The sequence below is a fragment of the Sagittula sp. S175 genome, assembly GCF_049800975.1.
Classification (GTDB): Bacteria; Pseudomonadota; Alphaproteobacteria; order Rhodobacterales; family Rhodobacteraceae; genus Sagittula.
In genome coordinates, this window is the sequence record NZ_JBNAGB010000014.1 from 129,602 (window position 1) to 147,756 (window position 18,155).

9 protein-coding genes are annotated in these 18,155 nt (G+C 65.0%); 3 read left to right on the forward strand and 6 right to left on the reverse strand.

Annotation, left to right across the window (positions count from 1 at the left end):
* Nucleotides 1-3 precede the first annotated feature (3 nt).
* Nucleotides 4-1,035: a TRAP transporter substrate-binding protein gene (locus tag ACP16H_RS17285; protein WP_425073501.1), complete on the reverse strand. Its 1,032-nt coding sequence runs from the start codon at nt 1,033-1,035 to the stop codon at nt 4-6.
* Between the two features lie 134 nt (nt 1,036-1,169).
* Between ACP16H_RS17285 and ACP16H_RS17290 the strand changes: the two genes are divergently transcribed.
* Nucleotides 1,170-1,910, forward strand: a complete 741-nt coding sequence (locus ACP16H_RS17290) for a GntR family transcriptional regulator (protein ID WP_425073502.1) — start codon at nt 1,170-1,172, stop codon at nt 1,908-1,910.
* Between the two features lie 79 nt (nt 1,911-1,989).
* On the opposite strand, the gene ACP16H_RS17295 is transcribed toward ACP16H_RS17290, so the two are convergent.
* The 3 genes from ACP16H_RS17295 to ACP16H_RS17305 are packed head-to-tail and all read right to left on the reverse strand — an operon-like array spanning nt 1,990 to nt 6,375.
* Nucleotides 1,990-2,832, reverse strand: coding sequence for a tetratricopeptide repeat protein (locus ACP16H_RS17295; protein WP_425073503.1), 843 nt, complete (start codon nt 2,830-2,832; stop codon nt 1,990-1,992).
* Nucleotides 2,833-2,861: 29 nt separating this feature from the next.
* Nucleotides 2,862-4,493, reverse strand: coding sequence for a ShlB/FhaC/HecB family hemolysin secretion/activation protein (locus ACP16H_RS17300; protein ID WP_425073504.1), 1,632 nt, complete (start codon nt 4,491-4,493; stop codon nt 2,862-2,864).
* A gap of 1 nt (nt 4,494) precedes the next feature.
* Nucleotides 4,495-6,375, reverse strand: coding sequence for a filamentous hemagglutinin N-terminal domain-containing protein (locus ACP16H_RS17305; protein WP_425073505.1), 1,881 nt, complete (start codon nt 6,373-6,375; stop codon nt 4,495-4,497).
* Between the two features lie 65 nt (nt 6,376-6,440).
* Here ACP16H_RS17305 and ACP16H_RS17310 point away from each other — a divergent pair, with 65 nt between their 5' ends.
* Nucleotides 6,441-6,938: an invasion associated locus B family protein gene (locus ACP16H_RS17310; RefSeq protein ID WP_425073506.1), complete on the forward strand. Its 498-nt coding sequence runs from the start codon at nt 6,441-6,443 to the stop codon at nt 6,936-6,938.
* On the forward strand, nt 6,935-7,738 hold the full coding sequence (locus ACP16H_RS17315) for a ChaN family lipoprotein (protein WP_425073507.1): 804 nt from the start codon (nt 6,935-6,937) through the stop codon (nt 7,736-7,738). Before ACP16H_RS17310 ends, ACP16H_RS17315 begins: the two co-directional genes overlap by 4 nt.
* Here the strand turns inward: ACP16H_RS17315 and ACP16H_RS17320 are convergent.
* Together ACP16H_RS17320 and ACP16H_RS17325 are read right to left on the reverse strand one after the other, a co-directional pair.
* Nucleotides 7,727-8,290, reverse strand: coding sequence for a DUF6990 domain-containing protein (locus ACP16H_RS17320; RefSeq protein ID WP_425073508.1), 564 nt, complete (start codon nt 8,288-8,290; stop codon nt 7,727-7,729). The genes ACP16H_RS17315 and ACP16H_RS17320 overlap by 12 nt on opposite strands.
* Nucleotides 8,290-18,096 carry a hemagglutinin repeat-containing protein gene (locus ACP16H_RS17325; RefSeq protein WP_425073509.1) on the reverse strand — a complete coding sequence of 3,269 codons (9,807 nt, stop codon included), beginning with the start codon at nt 18,094-18,096 and terminating at the stop codon, nt 8,290-8,292. The genes ACP16H_RS17320 and ACP16H_RS17325 overlap by 1 nt, the downstream gene beginning before the upstream one ends.
* Between the last annotated feature and the right edge of the window lie 59 nt (nt 18,097-18,155).

An 18,155-nucleotide genomic window follows, 5' to 3' on the forward strand; every position in this document is an offset into this window, starting at 1 on the left:
GCGTCAGAGCAGCCCGGCTTCCTTCATGAACGCGATGTGCGAGTCATAGACTTCCTTCGCCAGCTCCGATTGCGAGGCAAAGTCCGCCCAGGCCTCCTGCGCGATCACCCGGAAGGCATCGCGCTCGCCCTGCGGCCAGTCGATCACTTCCAGCTCTCCGGCGGCCTTGTCGCGCGCCACCAGCTGACGGTCGAGCCGGTCGAAATGCTGGCGCAGCCCGTTGTAGGCCGCCAGATACCAGGTCTCCAGCGCGACGCGCTCCTGCTCGCTCAGCTCGTCATAGACCTGCTGGCCGATGGTGAACTGCAGGATCGGAGTCGAGTGGATGCCCGGAAAGATCGGGAACTTCGCCACCTTGTGCATGCCGTTGGCATCGTTGTTGGCATAGGCCGAGTTGTCCGCCGCGTCGATCACGCCCTTTTCCAGCGCGCCATAGGTTTCCGACCCGGACATGGACACCGGCGCCGCGCCGACGCGCTTGAAGACATCCGCCGCCAGCCCCTCGGGGGAACGCACCTTCACGCCCTTGAAATCCGCCACGCCGCGGATCGGCACCTTCGACACAAAGGCCTCGCGGGCATAAGCGCCGCAGCCGACGACATGCACACCGGGGAAATGCGTGTCGAACAGCTTCTGCAACATCTCCTTGCCACCGCCCTGCGCGCAATAGGCCTGGATCTGGTCGGCGCTGTCATAGCCCGCGATCAGGTCGCCCATCAGCGCAAAGGCCGGGTCGATGCCCGCAAAGTAGTTGATCGACGTCAGGTCGCCGTCGAGGATGCCCACCGCGATGGCCTCGGCGGTCTCGCGGCGTGGCACGACCGCGTCGATCGGCAGCAGTTCCACCGTCAGCGACCCGCCGGTCATGGTCTCGAGCTTGGGGACCCACTCTTCGTTCAGGTAGGCCAGCGAGGCATGGCTCGCGTTCGAGGACGTCTGGATCTTCAGAACCCGGTCCGCAGCCTCTGCCGTGCCCGCGCTGATTCCCAGCGCGGTCGCAAGCGCCAGCGCAACTCCCAAAGCATTGTTTTTCATGAAACTCCTCCCAAAGTTTTGTCCCGGCCCGGCATGTCGCCTTGTTGTATTTCCGCGCCAAGTAGGCTAACTAATATATTAGTTGACGAAATCGGGCAACAGCCTCTATTCAGAGGCCTCAGGAACCGGAACCGATGCAGCACACACAGACAGACGCGCGCCTCGCAGGCGGCAAGACGGGCGCCACGACAGGCACCAAATCGGGCACCAAATCGGGCGGCGCGCCCGAACGGGTCTACCAGGACCTGCGCGCACGCATCCTGAACTTCGACCTGCCGCCGGGATCGGTGCTGAACCGCAACGACATCGCCGCGCAATACGGCGTCAGCCAGGCCCCCGTCCGCGAGGCGCTACAGGCGCTGGAAGAAGACGGGCTGGTCCTGATCGTGCCGCAGTCACGCACCACCGTCTCGCAGATCGACGTGGCGCAGCTGCACGAAAACCAGTTCCTGCGCGTGGGTCTGGAATGCGAACTGGTGCGCCGCCTTGCCATGGGCGGCCACGCGGACACCATCAGCCGCGCCCGCTCGATCCTCAGGATGCAATCCACCCTCGAAGGCCAGCTGGACCAGATGGACATGTTCAACGACCTCGACCGTTCCTTCCACGCCGCGCTGTACGACGGTGTGGGCATGGGCCGCATTAACGAGATGGTCCGCCGCAAGATGGGCCACCTCGCCCGCTGCCAGCGTCTTGAACTGCCCTTCGAGGGCAAGATGGCCACCATCCTCGCCCAGCACACGAAGATCATCGAGGGGCTGGAGGCCGGGGACCCCGATCGCGCCATGGACGCGATGCGCGAACACCTCTCCGGCACCATCAGCCGCGTCGAAAAGCTGCGCGACCAATACCCGGACTACTTCTCGAACGGCTGAGGGCCTCCCCACCACGCCCGCATGAAAAAACCGGCGACCCCTTCAGGCCGCCGGTCCGAAACCATCCCTCGCGATCAGATCACTCCGACGCGGGCGCCGGGTCCGTGCCGTCCAGCAGCGACTTCGGCTCCACCGCCTCGGGGCGCCAGATGCGCGCCGCGCGCTGCGCTTCCAGAACCTGCGCCGGTTCCAGCTGCTGTTCGACCACCTGCCGCGCCTGCAACGCGTCCGGATGCCCGTTGGCCGCCGCGAGGTTGAAGTACTTGTGCGCCTCGACCAGGTTCTTGTCGATCCCAAGCCCCACCACATAGGCCTGCCCCAGCGAGTACAGCCCCACCGGGTTGCCCATCGACGCGGTGCGCTGGATCAGGCGCAGGCCCTCGGCCTCGTCCTTCTCCGTCACTTCACCGGCAATCAGCGCCTGCGCCAGCACGTTCATCGCGCCGATATGCTCCTGACCGGCTGCGGCCTTCAGCATGTCGATGCCCGCCGCCGCGTCCGCCTCCATGCCCTGCCCTTGCATCTTCAGCAGGCCGCAGTTGAACTGGCCGTTGGCGTCACCCTGTTCGGCCGAGCCGCACAGCAGCTCGCCCGCCTGCTCGTAGTCCTGCAACACGAACTGCCCCTGAAGGTACAGCAGGCCAAGGCGGTTCATCGACTGCGCGCTCTTGCCCTCGGCGCCCAGCTTGTACAGCTCGATGGCCGTCGGCATGTCGGTCGCGCCGCCCATGCCCAGCTCCAGCATCCGGCCAAGGTAGAAATTCGCCTCCGGCTCGCCCGCGTCGGCCGCCTCTGCCAGCAGCTGCGCCGCTGCCTGGTAATCGCCACCTTCCAGCGCGGTCAGGCCTTCCTTCAGGTCGGCCATCGCCGCGCCTGCGGTCAGAAACGTCGCCACTGCGGCGATGATGAACTTCGAAGTCATGAGGTCTCTTTCATTGCAATCATGTCGTGTCAGAAGATCTTTGTTCCCAGCGTCAGGCGCAGGCCCGGCCCCTGCTTCTGCGCCAGCCCGCTGGCCGCGACCGGCAGCGCCAACCCGAGGTCCAGCGTCAACCGCCCGAAATCGCCGCGCAGCCCGCCGCCCAGCGACACCATGCCCGCATCGGTGCCGTGGATCTGGCGCACCTTGCCCGCGTCGGCAAAGACATACGGGCGCATCCCGGCAAAGTCCATCATCGCCGGGGCCTCGCTCCTGGGCGTGAACAGCTTGTCCCAGGTATATTCCGCGCTCAGCGTCATGCCGTGATCGCCGCCAAAGGACGCCGCCTCGAACCCGCGCACCTGCCCGGTGCCGCCAATGTAGATGCGATGCGTTCCCGGCAGCTCAGCCGTCGCCGCCTGCATCCCGGCGCTCAGGTAGAGCTGTCCGCCATTCTCGAACCCGCGGAAATGCCGCACCGAGGCCTCGACGATCCCGTAGCCGTCACCGCCAAGCGCCACCCCGCGCGAAAAGGTGACGCCCAGCCCGGTGAACTTGCCGTTGCCAAGGATGTCGCGCTCGAACCCCAGCCGGGTCAGCCGCACCTCCGCCGGGGTCAGCGACACGCCATTGGCATAGCGAAAGGTCTTCTCGCGCTGGTGGCCAAAGCTCAGCCGCGTCTTGCTGGTGGCGTTGCGCTCCAGCAGCCATGTGATCCCCAGCCCGACCGAGGGCGTCTGCTCCAGCAGCTCCACCGTGGGCGAGATCAGCGACAGCTGTTCGGAAAAGCCGAAATTCACGTCCACCGTGGCCCGGTGCAGCGGCAAGGCGATGCGGCCCGTCAGGGCGTTGCTCGCCTCTGTCCCGGAAAAGGAAATGTTCCAGATATCGTTGATCTGCAACACGTTGTCGGCGGCAAAGTTGAACGACAGGCGCGGCGTCGTCTCGCCGTCCTGCGCGCTGGTCAGCAAAGACAGGTCGCCCCGGCCAAGGTCGTCGTCCGCGATCCCCAGCACCAGCACCGACCCGCCGATCTGGGTGCCCGGCTGAATGTCCAGCGTCGTCTGCGCCGAAACCGGGTGGCTGATCTGGTCCAGCCCCTGCTCCAGCCTCCGTAGTTCCAGCGGATCGCCCGCCTTCAGCCCCAGCGCGTTGGCAATGCGGCTGGCGGGCACGGCGTCGCGCGGAGTGCCGTTGACCACATGGCTGATCGCCACCGCCTCGACAAAGCCCTCGACCACCACCAGCGTCAGCGTACCACTGCCCACGTCCTGCTCGGGGATATAGGCGCGCGAGGTGATGTAGCCGCTTTCGAGGTAGAGGTCGGTCAGCGCCTGCAACAACTGATCCACCCCCTGCGGCCCCATGCAGTCCTTGGCGTAATGCGCCAGCGTCGCGTTCACCGTCGCGTCCGGCAGCAGCGTGATGCCCTCGACGTTGATGTTCTTGATGGGCACGCAAAAGGCCTCGGCCTCTACAGGGTCCACGGGCGTGATGTCGATGGCGAGACCGGGCTTCGCCGTCTCGGCGGCCTGCCGCGCGGCGGCACGGTCGGCCTCGTCCTGCAAACGCCCCACGAGGCTCTGTTCCTCCTGCGCCAAAGCCGCATCGGCCAGGGCCGTGGCGGTCAGCGCCGCCAGCGTCAGGACAACCGCCGCCCGCATCTCAGTCCAACACCTTCGAGAACACGCCGAACCCCTGCGCGTTGGCCTCTGCCACGTCCGGCGGGACCGCCACGATCTCGGCCCCCTCCAGCGCCTCCAGCAACGCAAGCGGGTAAAGCTCGGTGCCGAAGAACCGCAACAGCCCCTCGCGCGCCACCATCGAAAACCCAAAGGTCGGGGCAAAGATCTTGCCCGTCTCGTAGGTCGTGAACCGCCGCGTCCGCTGGCCAAAGAACAGCGTCCCCGGCCCCTTCGGCAGCGTGTAGGCCCCGGAATAGCGCAGCGGTTGAAAATCGACCTTCGCCGCCTGCACCCGCAACCCCGAATTCGCCGTCACCGTGCCGCCGAAGTTGCGGAAATCGCCGCGCAGATCGACGTTCATCAGGCTGTCCGTCTCCAGCCCGCCGCCGCTAAAGCGGAACTCGCCGGTCACATGGCTGCGGCACAGGAACAGGAAACAGCTCTTGCGGGTCGTCAGCTCGCCCAGCCGCATCAGCTCGTTCGTCACCGTCCCGCCGCTCAGGATCAGCCCACCGCTGCCCCGGACCAACCCGCCCTCGTTGTGCAGATGCCCCGCGTCGATGGACAGCGCTCCATCCGCCTGCAAGGTCGCAAGGTTGAACCCCGCGACCGGCTCCCTCCGGCTGTCCAGCGCCAGCAGGTTGTGCAGCGTGCCGCCCACCGTGATGTCCAGATCACCGTAGGCCTGCACCAACCCGGTGCTGTTGAGGAAATCCCCCGCCACCGTCAGCCGCGCATCCTGCTGCGCGCGCAGGATCGCCATCTCGTCCTGGCTGTAGGACGCCAGCGCCAGCGTGCCCGCCATCAGGTCCAGGTCAGACAGCGCCTCGACCGAGCCGCCGCGCACCGCCATGCCGCCGCCCGCGCCCAGGGCAATCGCCCCGCCGCTGAGCGTCGTGCGCTCCAGCGTCAGCGCCCCGCCCGCCTGCACCGCCACATCGCCCAGATCGGAGGACACCGCCGACCGCTCCGCCACGATCTCTGCCCCGGTGATGCGCGCGCCGGTCAGCCCCTGCGCCGTGGCGCCGCGCATCGTGATACGCCCGTCCGCGCTCATGGTGAACTCGCCCGCCGAGGCCAGCCCCTGCCCCGCCATGACCACGCCCGCCCCGCGCGCATCCGCCGTCAGCGTCAGCTTGCCACCCGACACGATGGCACCTTCGGTCAGCGTCAGGGACACCGCATCGCCAGCGTGCTGGCCGCGCCCGCTCAGCGTCATGTAGCCGGCATCGTCGACACCGGACACGCCGGGATCCACCGTGGCTGTCCCAGTACCCGCCGTCGCGTTGAACCGCAGGTAGGGCGAGCCGCCGCTCTCCCCCACCGGTCCCTCCAGCCGGATCGTCCGGGCGATCAGGTCCAGCCGCCGCACATCGGCAACCACGCCACCCGGCCCCACCGTGATCCCGCCGCCGCCGGGCGTCACGTCATAGGCCAGCGTGCCCGGCTGCCGCTGCCCGGCGATCAGCGCCAGGCCGCGCATGTTCTGGAACCGCGCCCCGTTCAGCTCGAACCCGTTGGGATTGGCGACGATCACATCCGCCCGCTGCCCCAGCACCTCCAGCGTGCCTTCCATCCGGCTCACACCGGTGCCGGTCACATCGGCAACGATGGCGCTCGCGCCCTTGGAGGTATTGTCAAACGCGGCCCCCGTCGCGGGCACGTTGAACCGGTCGAAAGAATTGACCGAAACGCCACTGTCCGGCGTCGCGATCTCGATCTCGATCCGCCCCCCCGCCCCCGAGCGAACAGCGGTTGCAGTTCTCCCGTCCAGGGTTATGCTCTGCGCCGAAGCGGAACCGGCAACGAGCAGCAGAACGGAAATCGCGGGAAACAAACGGATTTCTTTTGGCGCTGTCACGTCTGTCACCCTTGAAAAGACCCCGCCTCGCGCGTTCTGTGACTGTCTAGAGGACCCCATTAACCATGGCAAGATTATTCAAGGTTGTACGAAGCGGCCTCGCACGCACTGTGGTCGCAACGCTGCTCCTCGCCGGTCAGCCCGTGCTGGCACAGGACACCGGCAGCACCGGCGACTGGCAGGCGATCTGTGACGATCAGGGCTGCCGCCTCGCCCAAAGCCTCGTCGCCTCACCCTCCGAGACCACCGTCCTGATGGCCCGTGTCTACGCAGGCGCGACGCCCACGCTGGTGCTGACCGTACCTCTGGGCACCTTCCTCAAGGCGGGCCTGCTGATGTCCATCGACAAGGGCGCGCCCCGTGCCATCGCCTTCGAGATCTGCGACGAATTCGGCTGCCACGCGGGCGTGCCCATGGACGACGGCCTGCTGCGCGACTTCCAGCGCGGGCTGAAGGCCGAGGTCTCCTTCGTCGATGGCCGGCAAGAGCAGGTCACGCTGGCCCTCTCGCTGACGGGCTTCACCAACGGCATGAAGAGCCTTGCCGAAGGGGCCGCGCAATGATCCCGCGCCGCCGCGTCCTCGCCGGTCTCGCCGCCTCCGCCCTGCCGTTCCAGGCCCGAGCCGAGGACATGCCCGCCGACCTCACCTCCGGCGAGATCCTCGAAACCGCCACGGGCGAGGCGCTGACCTTCACCGACCTGCTCGACCGGCTCGAACAGGCCGACACGATCCTGATCGGCGAACGCCACGGCTTTGCCCCGCACCAGGACCGCGTGGCGCTGATCCTCGAAGAACTCGCCCTGCGCGGCCGCTTCCCCACGCTGGCGCTGGAAATGCTCGAACCCGCCCAGATGCCCGCGCTGGACACCTACCGCAAGAACAACCCCGAATACGTAGGGGGCCTCGGCGCCGCCCTGAACTGGTCCGAGTCCGGCTGGCCCTCCTGGCACTTCTACGAACCCATCTTCCGCGCGGCCTTCCGCGCCAAGCTGGACATCTTGGCGGCGGATATGCCGAGAGAGGAACAGCGGCGCATTGACCGGATCGGGCGAACTGGATTTTTCCCGGAGCAATCACTTGCCGACTACTGGAAACCCATCGTCAGGGACACCCAGTGCAACGATACCGCTGAGGTATGGATAAGAAACGTGACGGTGCGGCAGGTCATCCGGGATATGCACATGGCGGATGTCATATCCGCTGCGCGGAGCGCGTCAATAATGGTTGTTGGATACCGTCACATGGCGCCAATATCTACGCTGGTCAGTGCAGCGGTTTCGCTTGGTCTAGGTACTTCGGAGGATGCAGACCCAACGTTTGTGTGGGACCTCGGAGCCGCCGAGGCACCTTCAGCTTGCTGATTGACTCTTACTCGCGATCTCCAGAGCGCGGTCGACATAATCCGTCGTGATGTAAGGCAAAAAGCCAGACTTATCCCCTTGTTCAAACCGCACACGGATGTCCTTTAAAACGCGCTCCTGACCCGAAACCGCCAGCGCAGCGAGGTGATGAAGCGGACCGGAGCCAAACTGAGAATATGTTTCGGTGAGTCCTGCGATTCTGGACCCCAAATCGACCTGCCCCCACCATTCCCGGAACTCTGCTTCCATAGCAGCAAAATCCTCGTCGATGTACTCGGCACGGCTCCTGACAATCCTGCACTGTTCAATTGGTTCCTGGGTGCCTGACGGGTCACCGCGAATCCATGCTGCCGCCTGATTGAACGCCAAGCGTGACAAGGAGCATATGAAAGTTACTTTAATATCGCCACGGACTGCCCGGGCCTGGATTATTATTTGGCCCTGTTCGTCGTCTTTGATGGCGCGTGCCACAACCTCGTCTTTGTCGCGAAAGATGGACCAACCTGCACGCTCCAGCACACTGGCGGCTTGATCGATAATTTCATTCACCATCAGTTACCCAATCCCGGGAAAGACTGTTCGTAGACGTTGATTCCGTTTGGATAACCTTGATCTCTCAGCGGAACGCCAGCTTCAAGTCCCAATGACCGCGCGACATCGCCGCTCGGGATCGAAGACCCGTCTCGGATTTGCGGATAGATCAGTGTCTGGTTCGTAGACAGGGTCGCATTGCCGGTCTTGACCTCGATGATCCCGACGATCCGACCTGTGCTTGGGTCGCGATACACGATGTCAGGCAAGCAGTATTCCGCGTTGCAGCTGGCATGGAAGCGTACATCATTAGCCACCTCATAGCCCATATCTTCCAGCTGTGCGCTCAGATCATCCACATATGCCTGGTGATGCGCACCATGCGCCTGCAGCGGGTTTTGCTGAAGATTGTTCGCAAGGTTCGGTCTATCGGCCGGGTTGGAGGCCCGAACTTTTACACCGTCCCTGAAAATCCAGTACCGGCCGCCGCTGTCGCGAAACACCTGTTCACCCAAAACAGGATCACCCACAGCATTGTAACGCCCGCCTTGGGGGCCGATCACGACCTCGTCCGATTGTCTGGTGTAGTTGTCCGGCAGCCTGTCGCGTCGGGCCGCTGCAAGCACTTCGTCAACTCCGACCCGGCGCAAACCCGTAACTGCCGCGGACGCAAGGTCGGTCAGTGCTTGGAACGCATCGCCGCCAAGAGGAATGAAACCAATGCCCGAAATGAAGACGCCTGCGATATCGCGGTTCTCCAAGGCCTCCAGCAAGTCGGCTGCGTCCATTGCATCGCCGACAACCGGAAGGAAACCGACGGCGAAGCCAAAGAACGCACTCATTGCGGCTTGACGTTCGGCCAACGTATGACCGTGCTCTTCCAGGAACGCATCCTGCGCAACGACCATCTGGTTGACCAGCTGCACCTGATCGCCCGTCTCGACATATGCCGCGATGGCGGTGAGGAGCAGGGCCGAGTCGAACCCCTGAGCCCACGGGACGTTGCCCTGAGACGAGGCCCGGAACTCCGCAAGATGCGCCACTGTCTCGGCACCGTAAGTCTGAACGAACTGGACGATCAGGTCCGGGTTTTCCTGAGAGCAAGCTATGAGGAAGGCCGTGAAGTTGTCGGACAATTGTTGACGGACAGTGATCGGCAGATAGATGGTTTCGCCGGTCAGGACGTAGTGTCGCCAAGTCTCGATCAGTTCTTCGAGATTTTCAGCCGCAATCTCGCATCGTCCAAGCAGATCGCACTCGACTCTCAGCACGATATTTCCGTCCGCATCGTAAAGAGCCTGCTCGGCAATCGCCATCAGGAACAACTCATCCTCCGGGACACCGCCTTCAGGATAGCGCTTCTCCAGTTCAATGACTCTGCGAATTGCATTCACGGACGCCTGGAACTCCGGCAGCTGCGTCCGGGCAATAGCTTCCTGGATCGGCATCCCGCTGGCGACCATACGGCGGTAAACCGTGACGGCCACATCACCACGCGCACGCACCTCATCCGGCACATCCGCCGTTGCCGCGCGGATGTAATTCCCTGCCGCCTCCAGGTCATGCGCCAGCTTCACTAGGTTCAGCGCCGGAAGCTGCAGGTTGACGTGGGTGTCCCGCGTGATCGTATCGACCTTGTTCAGGTTCTGGTTGATCTGGCTCATGTCGAAGTTGCGCTGGTTGCGCACCACCACATCGCCGCCCGAGATCGTCGCGCGGGTGAAGCCCTCCGTGACGTCCAGCGTGAACCCGCCCGTGCCGTCAAAGCTCAGCGTCTGACCCACACCGATGTTCAGCCCGACGTTCACCGAATAGCTGTTGTGCGAGTTGAACAGGTTGTCGTGGATCAGGTAGCCGGTATCCAGATGCAGACCGCCGTTGCGGCTCGCGATGACCGCGCCCATCAGGTAGGTCTTCTCGTCGACGTAAATGTCGAGGATGCGGTAGGCGTCAATCATCGACGGCGTGGCCACATAGCGCGCGTTGCCGTCCGCGATGTTGGCGTTGATCCCCACACCGGACAGCGTGCCACCGGTGAAGGTCAGGCTCAGGCCGAAGCCCCAGCTGTTCGAGGCCGAGGTGCTCTGCCGGGAGGCCACCACCAGGTCGCGGCCGATATCCATGTAGATGTCGCCGCCGGTGTCTCCGAGGATCTCGATATAATTCCCGCGTTCGTCGAGGATCGGATTGCCATTCGCGTCTTCGCGGATGCCTGTCACCGGACGCGCCTGCATGACGGCGCCCAGCAGCATCGCGTCGCGGCCCGTCACCAGCGTGATCGAGTTCATCGCGTTGATCGAGGCGTTGGTATAGAGCTTCGAATTGGCATTCGACCCGCTGCCATCCACCGAGACGGTAAATCCGCCGGCAAACAGGCTCACGCCAAAGCCGAACGAATGCGAGGAATTCTCCTGCGTGTTGGCCAGCGCCGTCGCCATGAAGTCGCGGCCCGCGGAAATCACCAGATCGCGGCCCGTGTTCACAATGGTCCCGCCCGCCAGCTGGATGTCACGGTCCGCCATCAGGAACATGTCGCGGCCCGCGCCGAGGCGGCTGACAAGGCTCTCGTCCCATTCCGAGCGCGAATGCCAGGCGTCGAAGCGGAAGCCGATGCCCGCCGCCTCCATCACGCAGCGCGTCACGTCATTGCCGCCGCAATTGCCGATGGCCTGGATCGCCTTGATGTCATTGGGGATGAAGCTTTCCGCCAGCTTCGACCCAAAGAGGTTGGTGCCAACCTCCTCGTCCCGCGCCGTGCTCAGCGTCCGTGCGCCCGACACCAGCAGCGCCAGCGACCCGTTCAGGCGGCCCCAGCCGTCCTTGGCCGTGGCCAGCTGATAGGCGGCCCCCAGCATCGGGTTGTCCGCGATGTACTGGTGGATCGGATCGTTGTTGGCGTTGTTCAGCACCGATTGCGTAATGGTGAAGCGCGACGAGGTCAGGCCAAAGCTCCAGCCGCTTTCCTCCAGGTACTTCCGGTTGGTCAGGGCGTCGTAGACCATGTCCTGGCCCGCGACGATCGACATGTCGTTCATCGCCAGCAGGATCACCCCGATCCCGGTCACGTTGCGGCCTGCCTCGATCGACACGTCGTAGCCTTCGACCTGCGCCATCGAGGTTTCGAAGTTGTTGTAGCGCGTCTTGGTCGAGGAATAGGTCAGGAAGCCCGAGAAGCCGGAGTTCTTGTAATAGTTGTCCAGCTCGACCGAGACCGCGTCCATGTAGACGTCGCGGCCCGCCACGAGGCGTGCGTTCGCGCCCGACGACACATAGCTGCCCGAGCTGTCGATATCGCGGCCCGCGATCAGGTCAATATTGCCGAACGAAGTCTGGAACACGCCCGACTGCATCGCCGCCGAATAACGCTTGTCGATGGTCTCGCCGGTCTTGATGCCGAACCAGCCGCGCTTGGTCTTCTTGTAGTAATAGCTCAGGAAGTGCGCGGTCTGGATGTTGTTGTAGATGTCGTTGCCTACGGTCGCATAGATGCTGCCCGCCGCCGCCACCTGGCTGGCGTCGTTGAGGATATCCATCCCGGCGGTCATGATCAGACCCTGCCCGGCGATGATCTCGCCGGGAGCGAACATATAGGCGTCGCTACCGCAGGCGTTGTAACCACAGTTATGCTCGGCGGTCAGCGTGTAGGTCACGCGGGTGGACTTGTTCACGATGTCCCGCGCGGCGTTCAGGATCAGGTTGCCGCCCGCCGAAATCGTACCCTGGTTGTAGATCACGCCGTTCCCGGCGGTGTGGGTGAACCCGGCATCCGAGTCCCATGCCGCATCCCGCGCGGCGACGACCGCAGCGGTGCCCGCGTCGGTCAGGTCCAGCCCGTTGCCAAGCGCGGTGATCGTCAGATCGCCGTCCGCAACGATCGACGCGCGACGGTGCCAGAACTTCTTCACCTGGGTCGTAATGTTGAAGATGCCGCCAAGCGAGGTGACCACGATATCCGGCGTGGACTCGCCAAACGCGCTCTGGACCAGCACGCCCTTGCCCGCCGTCAGGGACATGTTGCCCCGCGCGGACAGGATACCGCCGGGCAGCACGTTGATGTTGTCCCGCGTTTCGATGGTCAGATCGGATTCGACGTGGAACATGGCATTGCCCGAGGCCAGCAGGTCGGCTTCGAACTGGGCCTGTGTGACCTCCTGCGTCTCGCCGTCGACCACCTCGCTCACGGTGCCGACGATGTCGCCCATGCGCGAAACGAATTCGCCCAGACCGGTCTGGAAGGCGGTGCCGTCCGTGGTCTGCCATCCCTTGACGGTAAAGCTGCCGCGCCGTGCGTCGATGACCACGTTCTGCGCCAGAACCGAGCGCGTCGTGATGTCGTTTGCGAACAGGTCGATGGTTCCGGTTGCCATCATCGCGCCGGTGGCGCCGATATTGCCGTTCTGCGACCGGACGGTGAGGTTCGCCGCCTGCACGCGGCCCGGATCAATGCCGCGATCCGCCGTCAGGTACACGTTCCCTGTCGCCCACAGCAGCCCGTCGTTGCGCAGCGTCACGCCGCTGACCGTGCGGTTCGCCACGAAGGTGATGTCCATGTTCGACCGCAGCGTGCCGGTGTTCGCCAGCACCCCGTTCAGCGATGTCAGGGCAACGTCGCGGCGATGCGTGCTGCCGCCCAGCGTCAGGTTGTTCTTGGCCGTGATGTACAGGTTGTTGTGGGTGTACTGCCGCACGTTGCCCGTCAGGGTGACATTGGGCGTATTCGTCAGGTCATAGGTGCCGGCGTTGATCGTCCCGGCCTTCAGGTTCGCCGCAGAGGCCACGTCGATCGTCAGCGTTCCGCCGACAACGATATCCGTCAGGTCGCGGTAATTGGCCTGGGCGTTGGTGTTCCCCAGCGCTTCGATCCGCAGGTTGTGCGTCTGGATGCGGCCCCGGTCCATCGTGATGTTGCCGCTCAGCTGCGCGTATTGCGCCACGCTGCCCAGGCCGACGACCTCCGTATCCGCCAGGGTCAGGCCGGTGGCGTTCTGGATCACCTCCTGGCCACGCAGCAGGGTGCCGACCTTGGCGGTGCCGATGGTCGCCGCGCGGGTGGTGTACTGCCCGCCGCCGCCTGCGCCCGCAAAGGTATTGACCCGGCCCAGACCATAGATCTCGGCCCCGGTCAGCGAGATATGTCCGCCGTAGTTGACGATCATGTTGATCGCCGCGCCATTGGTCACGCGGTTCTCGACGCCCGACTTCAGGTCCGCCAGCGTCGTGGTGACCGACAGCGTGCCCAGCTCCTTCTGGCCGGCATACATGTCGATCTGACCGTTCGACGACACCAGCGCGTTGGTGATCGTCATGCTGCGGCCCGCGTTCATGTTCACGCTGCCCGCACCCCGGAAGGCCCCGCGCCGCGTCGCCACGGAGGCCTGCGCGATGATGTCCTTGTGCGCCTTGACGCTCAGCGCCTGGCTCGACGAGATGTTGTAGGTGTTGATGACCGACCCGGCGGTGGACTCGATGGTCACATTGCCCGCCGCCTGCGCATTGCCCAGCGTGATGTTGCCACCACCCGTGACCTGCAGCCAGTTGCCGTCAGAGCGCAGCAGATAGCCCGCCGAAATCGCCCCTCCACCCGAGCGCACGCGCACCCAGTTGTCGCCCCGCATGCCCTTCGTCAGGGTCACGCCGTCGCGGGCGTAAATGTCGATGGCACCGGTGGTGTCGGCCCCGAAGTAGCTGGTGAACGACCCCTGGGAGACATTGACGCCCAGGTGCAGATATTTCGCATTGTCATAGACCTGCGCGCCGAAACGCGGCGTCAGGCGGCTGTTGAACTTCAGCCAGCCACCGGCGTCGACCAGCCCCGCATCGGCATACAGCGTGTTGCCCGCCGTCACGGTCAGGCTGCCCGCAGCCGTCAGCCGGGTATCGCGCGTGGCAAGGCCGCGCGACAGGTACAGGTCATGCGCCGCCTGCAGCGTCATGTCCGCCCCGGAGGTCACGCTGGCCGAGTTGTTGGACAGCGTGCCGCCCGTGCTGCGCAGAACTGCGCTGCGCCCGGCAGTGATCGAGGCGCGGTAGTTCTCCAGATAGCCCGCCGCGAACATCGACACGTCCAGACCGGCGGTGGTCCGCGACTCGTCGGTGTCCTCGATGCGATGCTTCAGCTCGCCCCGCGCCGTCGCGCTGACGCTGCCGGTCTTCGCGGTGGTGTCGCTGTCGTAGAAATACACGTTGCGCGCATCGGTCAGCGTCACGTTCCGCCCGGCGGTGACAAAGCTGTCCCGCTCGAGGTAGTCGTAGAACGCCGTCATCGTCACGTCATACGCGCCGTTGCGCGCCGTCAGGCGATGGCCGCCCAGCAGGTACAGGTGATGGTCGCTGTCGATGGTCACGCCATTCGCCACCAGCGACCCGCCGGTCGCGCGGAATTCACCCTTGGACTTCAGCAGCGCCGAGGACGCCGCGGTGAGCACCGCATTGTGGTTGTGAACGCTCGACTGCGCGCTGCCGATGTACAGCGTCCCGCCCGAGGTCGCATCCGTGTTGCGCACCAGCAGGTTGGCCGTGCCCGCGCGCAGGTTCAGCGCCTGCCCGGCACCCGAGGTCAGCACCGAGCGCACCGAGCCGTGCTCGATCACCTGCAGGTAGTTGGAGGCCGTCATCTCGATCTTGCCACCGGCGGCCACGGTCGATCCGTCGTTGTAGATGTTGATGCCGTTGAAGGTCGTGTTGCCCTTCGACTCCACCTTGGCGGAATAACGGTTGTGCACGCTGCCATTGGTGGCGGTCAGCACCACCTGCCCGGCCCGCGACCGGATCAGCGCGCTGGTTTCATTGTGCAGGTTGGTCTTGGACGTGATGCGCACATCGCCGCCACCGTTGATATTGCCGTTGTTCACCACATGCGCGGCGGAACTGGACACCGTGATCGCGCCCGAAGCCCAGAGCCACGGGTTGCGCGAATAGGCGTCGTTGATCGCCACGTTGCTGGCCGAAGCGATGGTGATCGCGCCGCCATTGGCCGTCAGCCCCGACCCCATGATGTCGGCGCCGTTCGACGTGATCGAAATCCCGCCCGAGGCAACCAGATCCGTGTTGCGCTGGTAATACCGCCCCGCCGCGTTGATCGTGATGTCACCCGCCGTCGCCGTCAGGTTCGCAGGCTCCAGCAGCACATAGCCCGAGGTCGAGCTCAGCGCGATCGACGTCGCGGTGATCGGCGCGCCATACAGGCGCACGCCCCGGCCCTCCCAGTTCCCCGAGAAGGCGGTAAAGCTGCCGCCCTGGGTAAAGGTGCTGCCCGTGGTCACTTCGACCTGGCGGCCGGTGGACCCCACCCGCATGTTGTTGCCTGCGACCCAGTCCGAAGACACCGACCACAGGTGCGACAGGCCCGCCTGTGCGGACACGTTCCGGCCCGCCTTGATGAGGCCGCGCGTCGCGCTCCACTGGTGGTTCTCGATGGCATAGGCCGCCGTCAGCGTCGCGTCGGTGTCGATGCCGTGGATCGTGCCGCCGTGGTTGTAGATGCCGCCGCGCACCGCGTTGGCCACCACCGACTTCCGCGCGTGCAGCGACGACGCGTAGCGGTTGTAGATGTTGCCATAATTCGAGGTGACATGGACATTGCCCGCCCGTGACCGGATCAGCGCGCTGCTGTCGTTGTGCAGGTTGTTGCGCGACGTGATGCGCACATCGCCGCCACCGTTGATCTCGCCATTGTTGACGAAATGCGAGTCACTGCTGGAAATGGTGATCCCGCCCGAGGCCCAGAGCCGCGGGTTGCGCGAATAGGCGTCCGTGATGTCGACGCTCCCGCGCGACGTCACGCTGATCGCGCCACCCTGAGCGGTGGTCCAGGACCCGTCGTTCTCGTAGCCGTTCGCAGTGATCGCGATCCCGCCCGACGCCGTCATGGCAGAGTCGCGCTGGTAGAACCGCCCGGCGGAATTGATCGTGATGTCCCCTGCCGTCGCCGTCAGCGCCGCTGGTTCCAGCTGCACGTAACCGGTCGAAGAGCTCAGCGCGATCGAGGTCGCCGTGATCGGCACGCCGAACAGGCGCAGGCCATAGCCGTCGTAGCTGCCGGAGAAGCCGGTAAAGCTGCCGCCCTGCGTGAAGGTCGCGCCGTTCTGCGCGAGAAGGTGGCTGCCGGTCGATCCGACAGTCATGTTGCCGCCCGCCACCATGTCGGAGCTATGCGTCCAGAAATGCGTGGTCCCCGCCGTGGCCGACAGGTTGCCGCCCGCGCTCAGCAGGCCGCGCGTGGTGCTCCACTGGTGGTTCTCGATCGCGCCGCCCGCGATCAGCGTCAGGTTGCCATTGATCGCCTTGGCGGTTGCACCGTGGTTGTACAGGTGCACGCCCGCGCGAACGGTGGCGCTCTGCTTGGCCTCGATGGTCGAGGCATAGCGGTTGTAGACGTGCCCGCTGATCGACCGGACCGTCACGTTGCCGGTGCGCGACTTGATGATCGCCGACGTGTCGTTGTGCAGGTTGCTCTTGGACGTCAACGAGACGTTGCCGCCGCCGTTGATCGTACCGTTGTTGACGATATGCGCATTGGCGCTCGACAGGGTAATCGCCCCCGAGGCCCAGATCGACGGATTCCGGCTATAGGCATCGTTGATGTCGATGCTGCCGCCCGACGCCATGGTGATCGCGCCGCCCTGCGCGGTCAGCGCCGAGCCCATGAAGTCCACGCCATTCGAGGTGATGGACACCCCGGTCTTGGCGATGACGTTGGAATTGCGCTGGTAGTAGCGCCCGTTGCCCGCGACGGTGATCGCTCCCACGGTCGAGGTCAGGTGGCTGCCCGGATCCAGCAGGATATGCCCGGTGCCCGAGCCCAGCGTGATCGAGGTCGCCGTGACCGGCATCCCGATCAACCGCACGCCGCGCCCGTCCCAGTTGCCCGACAGCGCGCTGAACGCCCCGGCGGTGGTGACCGTTGCACCGTCCCAGAATTCGACGCTATGCGTGCCCGCGTCGATGGCGATATCGCCCGCGGTCGCCACCCAGTCCGAGGTCCGCGTCAGGATGCGCCCCTGCTCGGCGTTGACCGTGATGTTGCGGCCCGCCTGCAGCTTCGCCCGCGCCGCGCCATCGTTGTACAGCTCGAACTGACCGCGCAGGTTGGCGATGATGTCGCGCCCGGCGGTCAGCGTCCGGCCATGCAGGTAGACGTGGTTGCGGCTGTCGAGGATGACGTCCTGCCCCGCCGACACGTTCGACCCGTAGCGGTAATAGATATGCCCGCCGACCCCGGCCTTCAGCGTCGCGTTCAGCGTGCGCGCCCGGACGGTGGTGGTCGTCTGGATCGCCATGTTGTTGCGCGCGTTCAGCATCACGTAGCGGTAGCCGTCGATGGTCGCTTTGCGCGTGTCGATATGGCTGTTGCGGCTGTAGACATCCACCGACCCGGCGGTCGACTTCAGCAGCGGATTGCGGCTGTAGCCGTCATAGATCTCCACCGACCCCTGCGAGTCGTACTTCATGTAGTTGACGGACTGGCTGTGCGACCCGGTAAAGGTCACGCCATCCGCCGACACCAGCAACTGTTTGGCCGAGGTGAAATCGGAATCGTACTGGTACAGCCGACGCCCGGCGTTGACGATCAGATCGCCCGAGGTCGTCTTCAGATCGCTGCCCGGATACAGCACCACGCGGCCCGTGGTGGTCAGCGTCATCTCGGCCGCGGTCAGCGGCACGCCGGTGATGTGGATGCCGTCCGCGTAATCACCCGACTCGCCCGCCGTGATGGTCAGCGCCCCGCCGGTCGTGAGCGAGGCATTGTCCCAGAACTGCACCCGGTCCAGCCCGGAGTTGATCGAGACATCTCCGCCCGCCACGATGTCGGAGGTCCGGTTGTACACATCCCCCACCGCCGAGGCGATGGTGATCGTGCCCCCGGCGCTCAGCAGCGCCCGGTTCG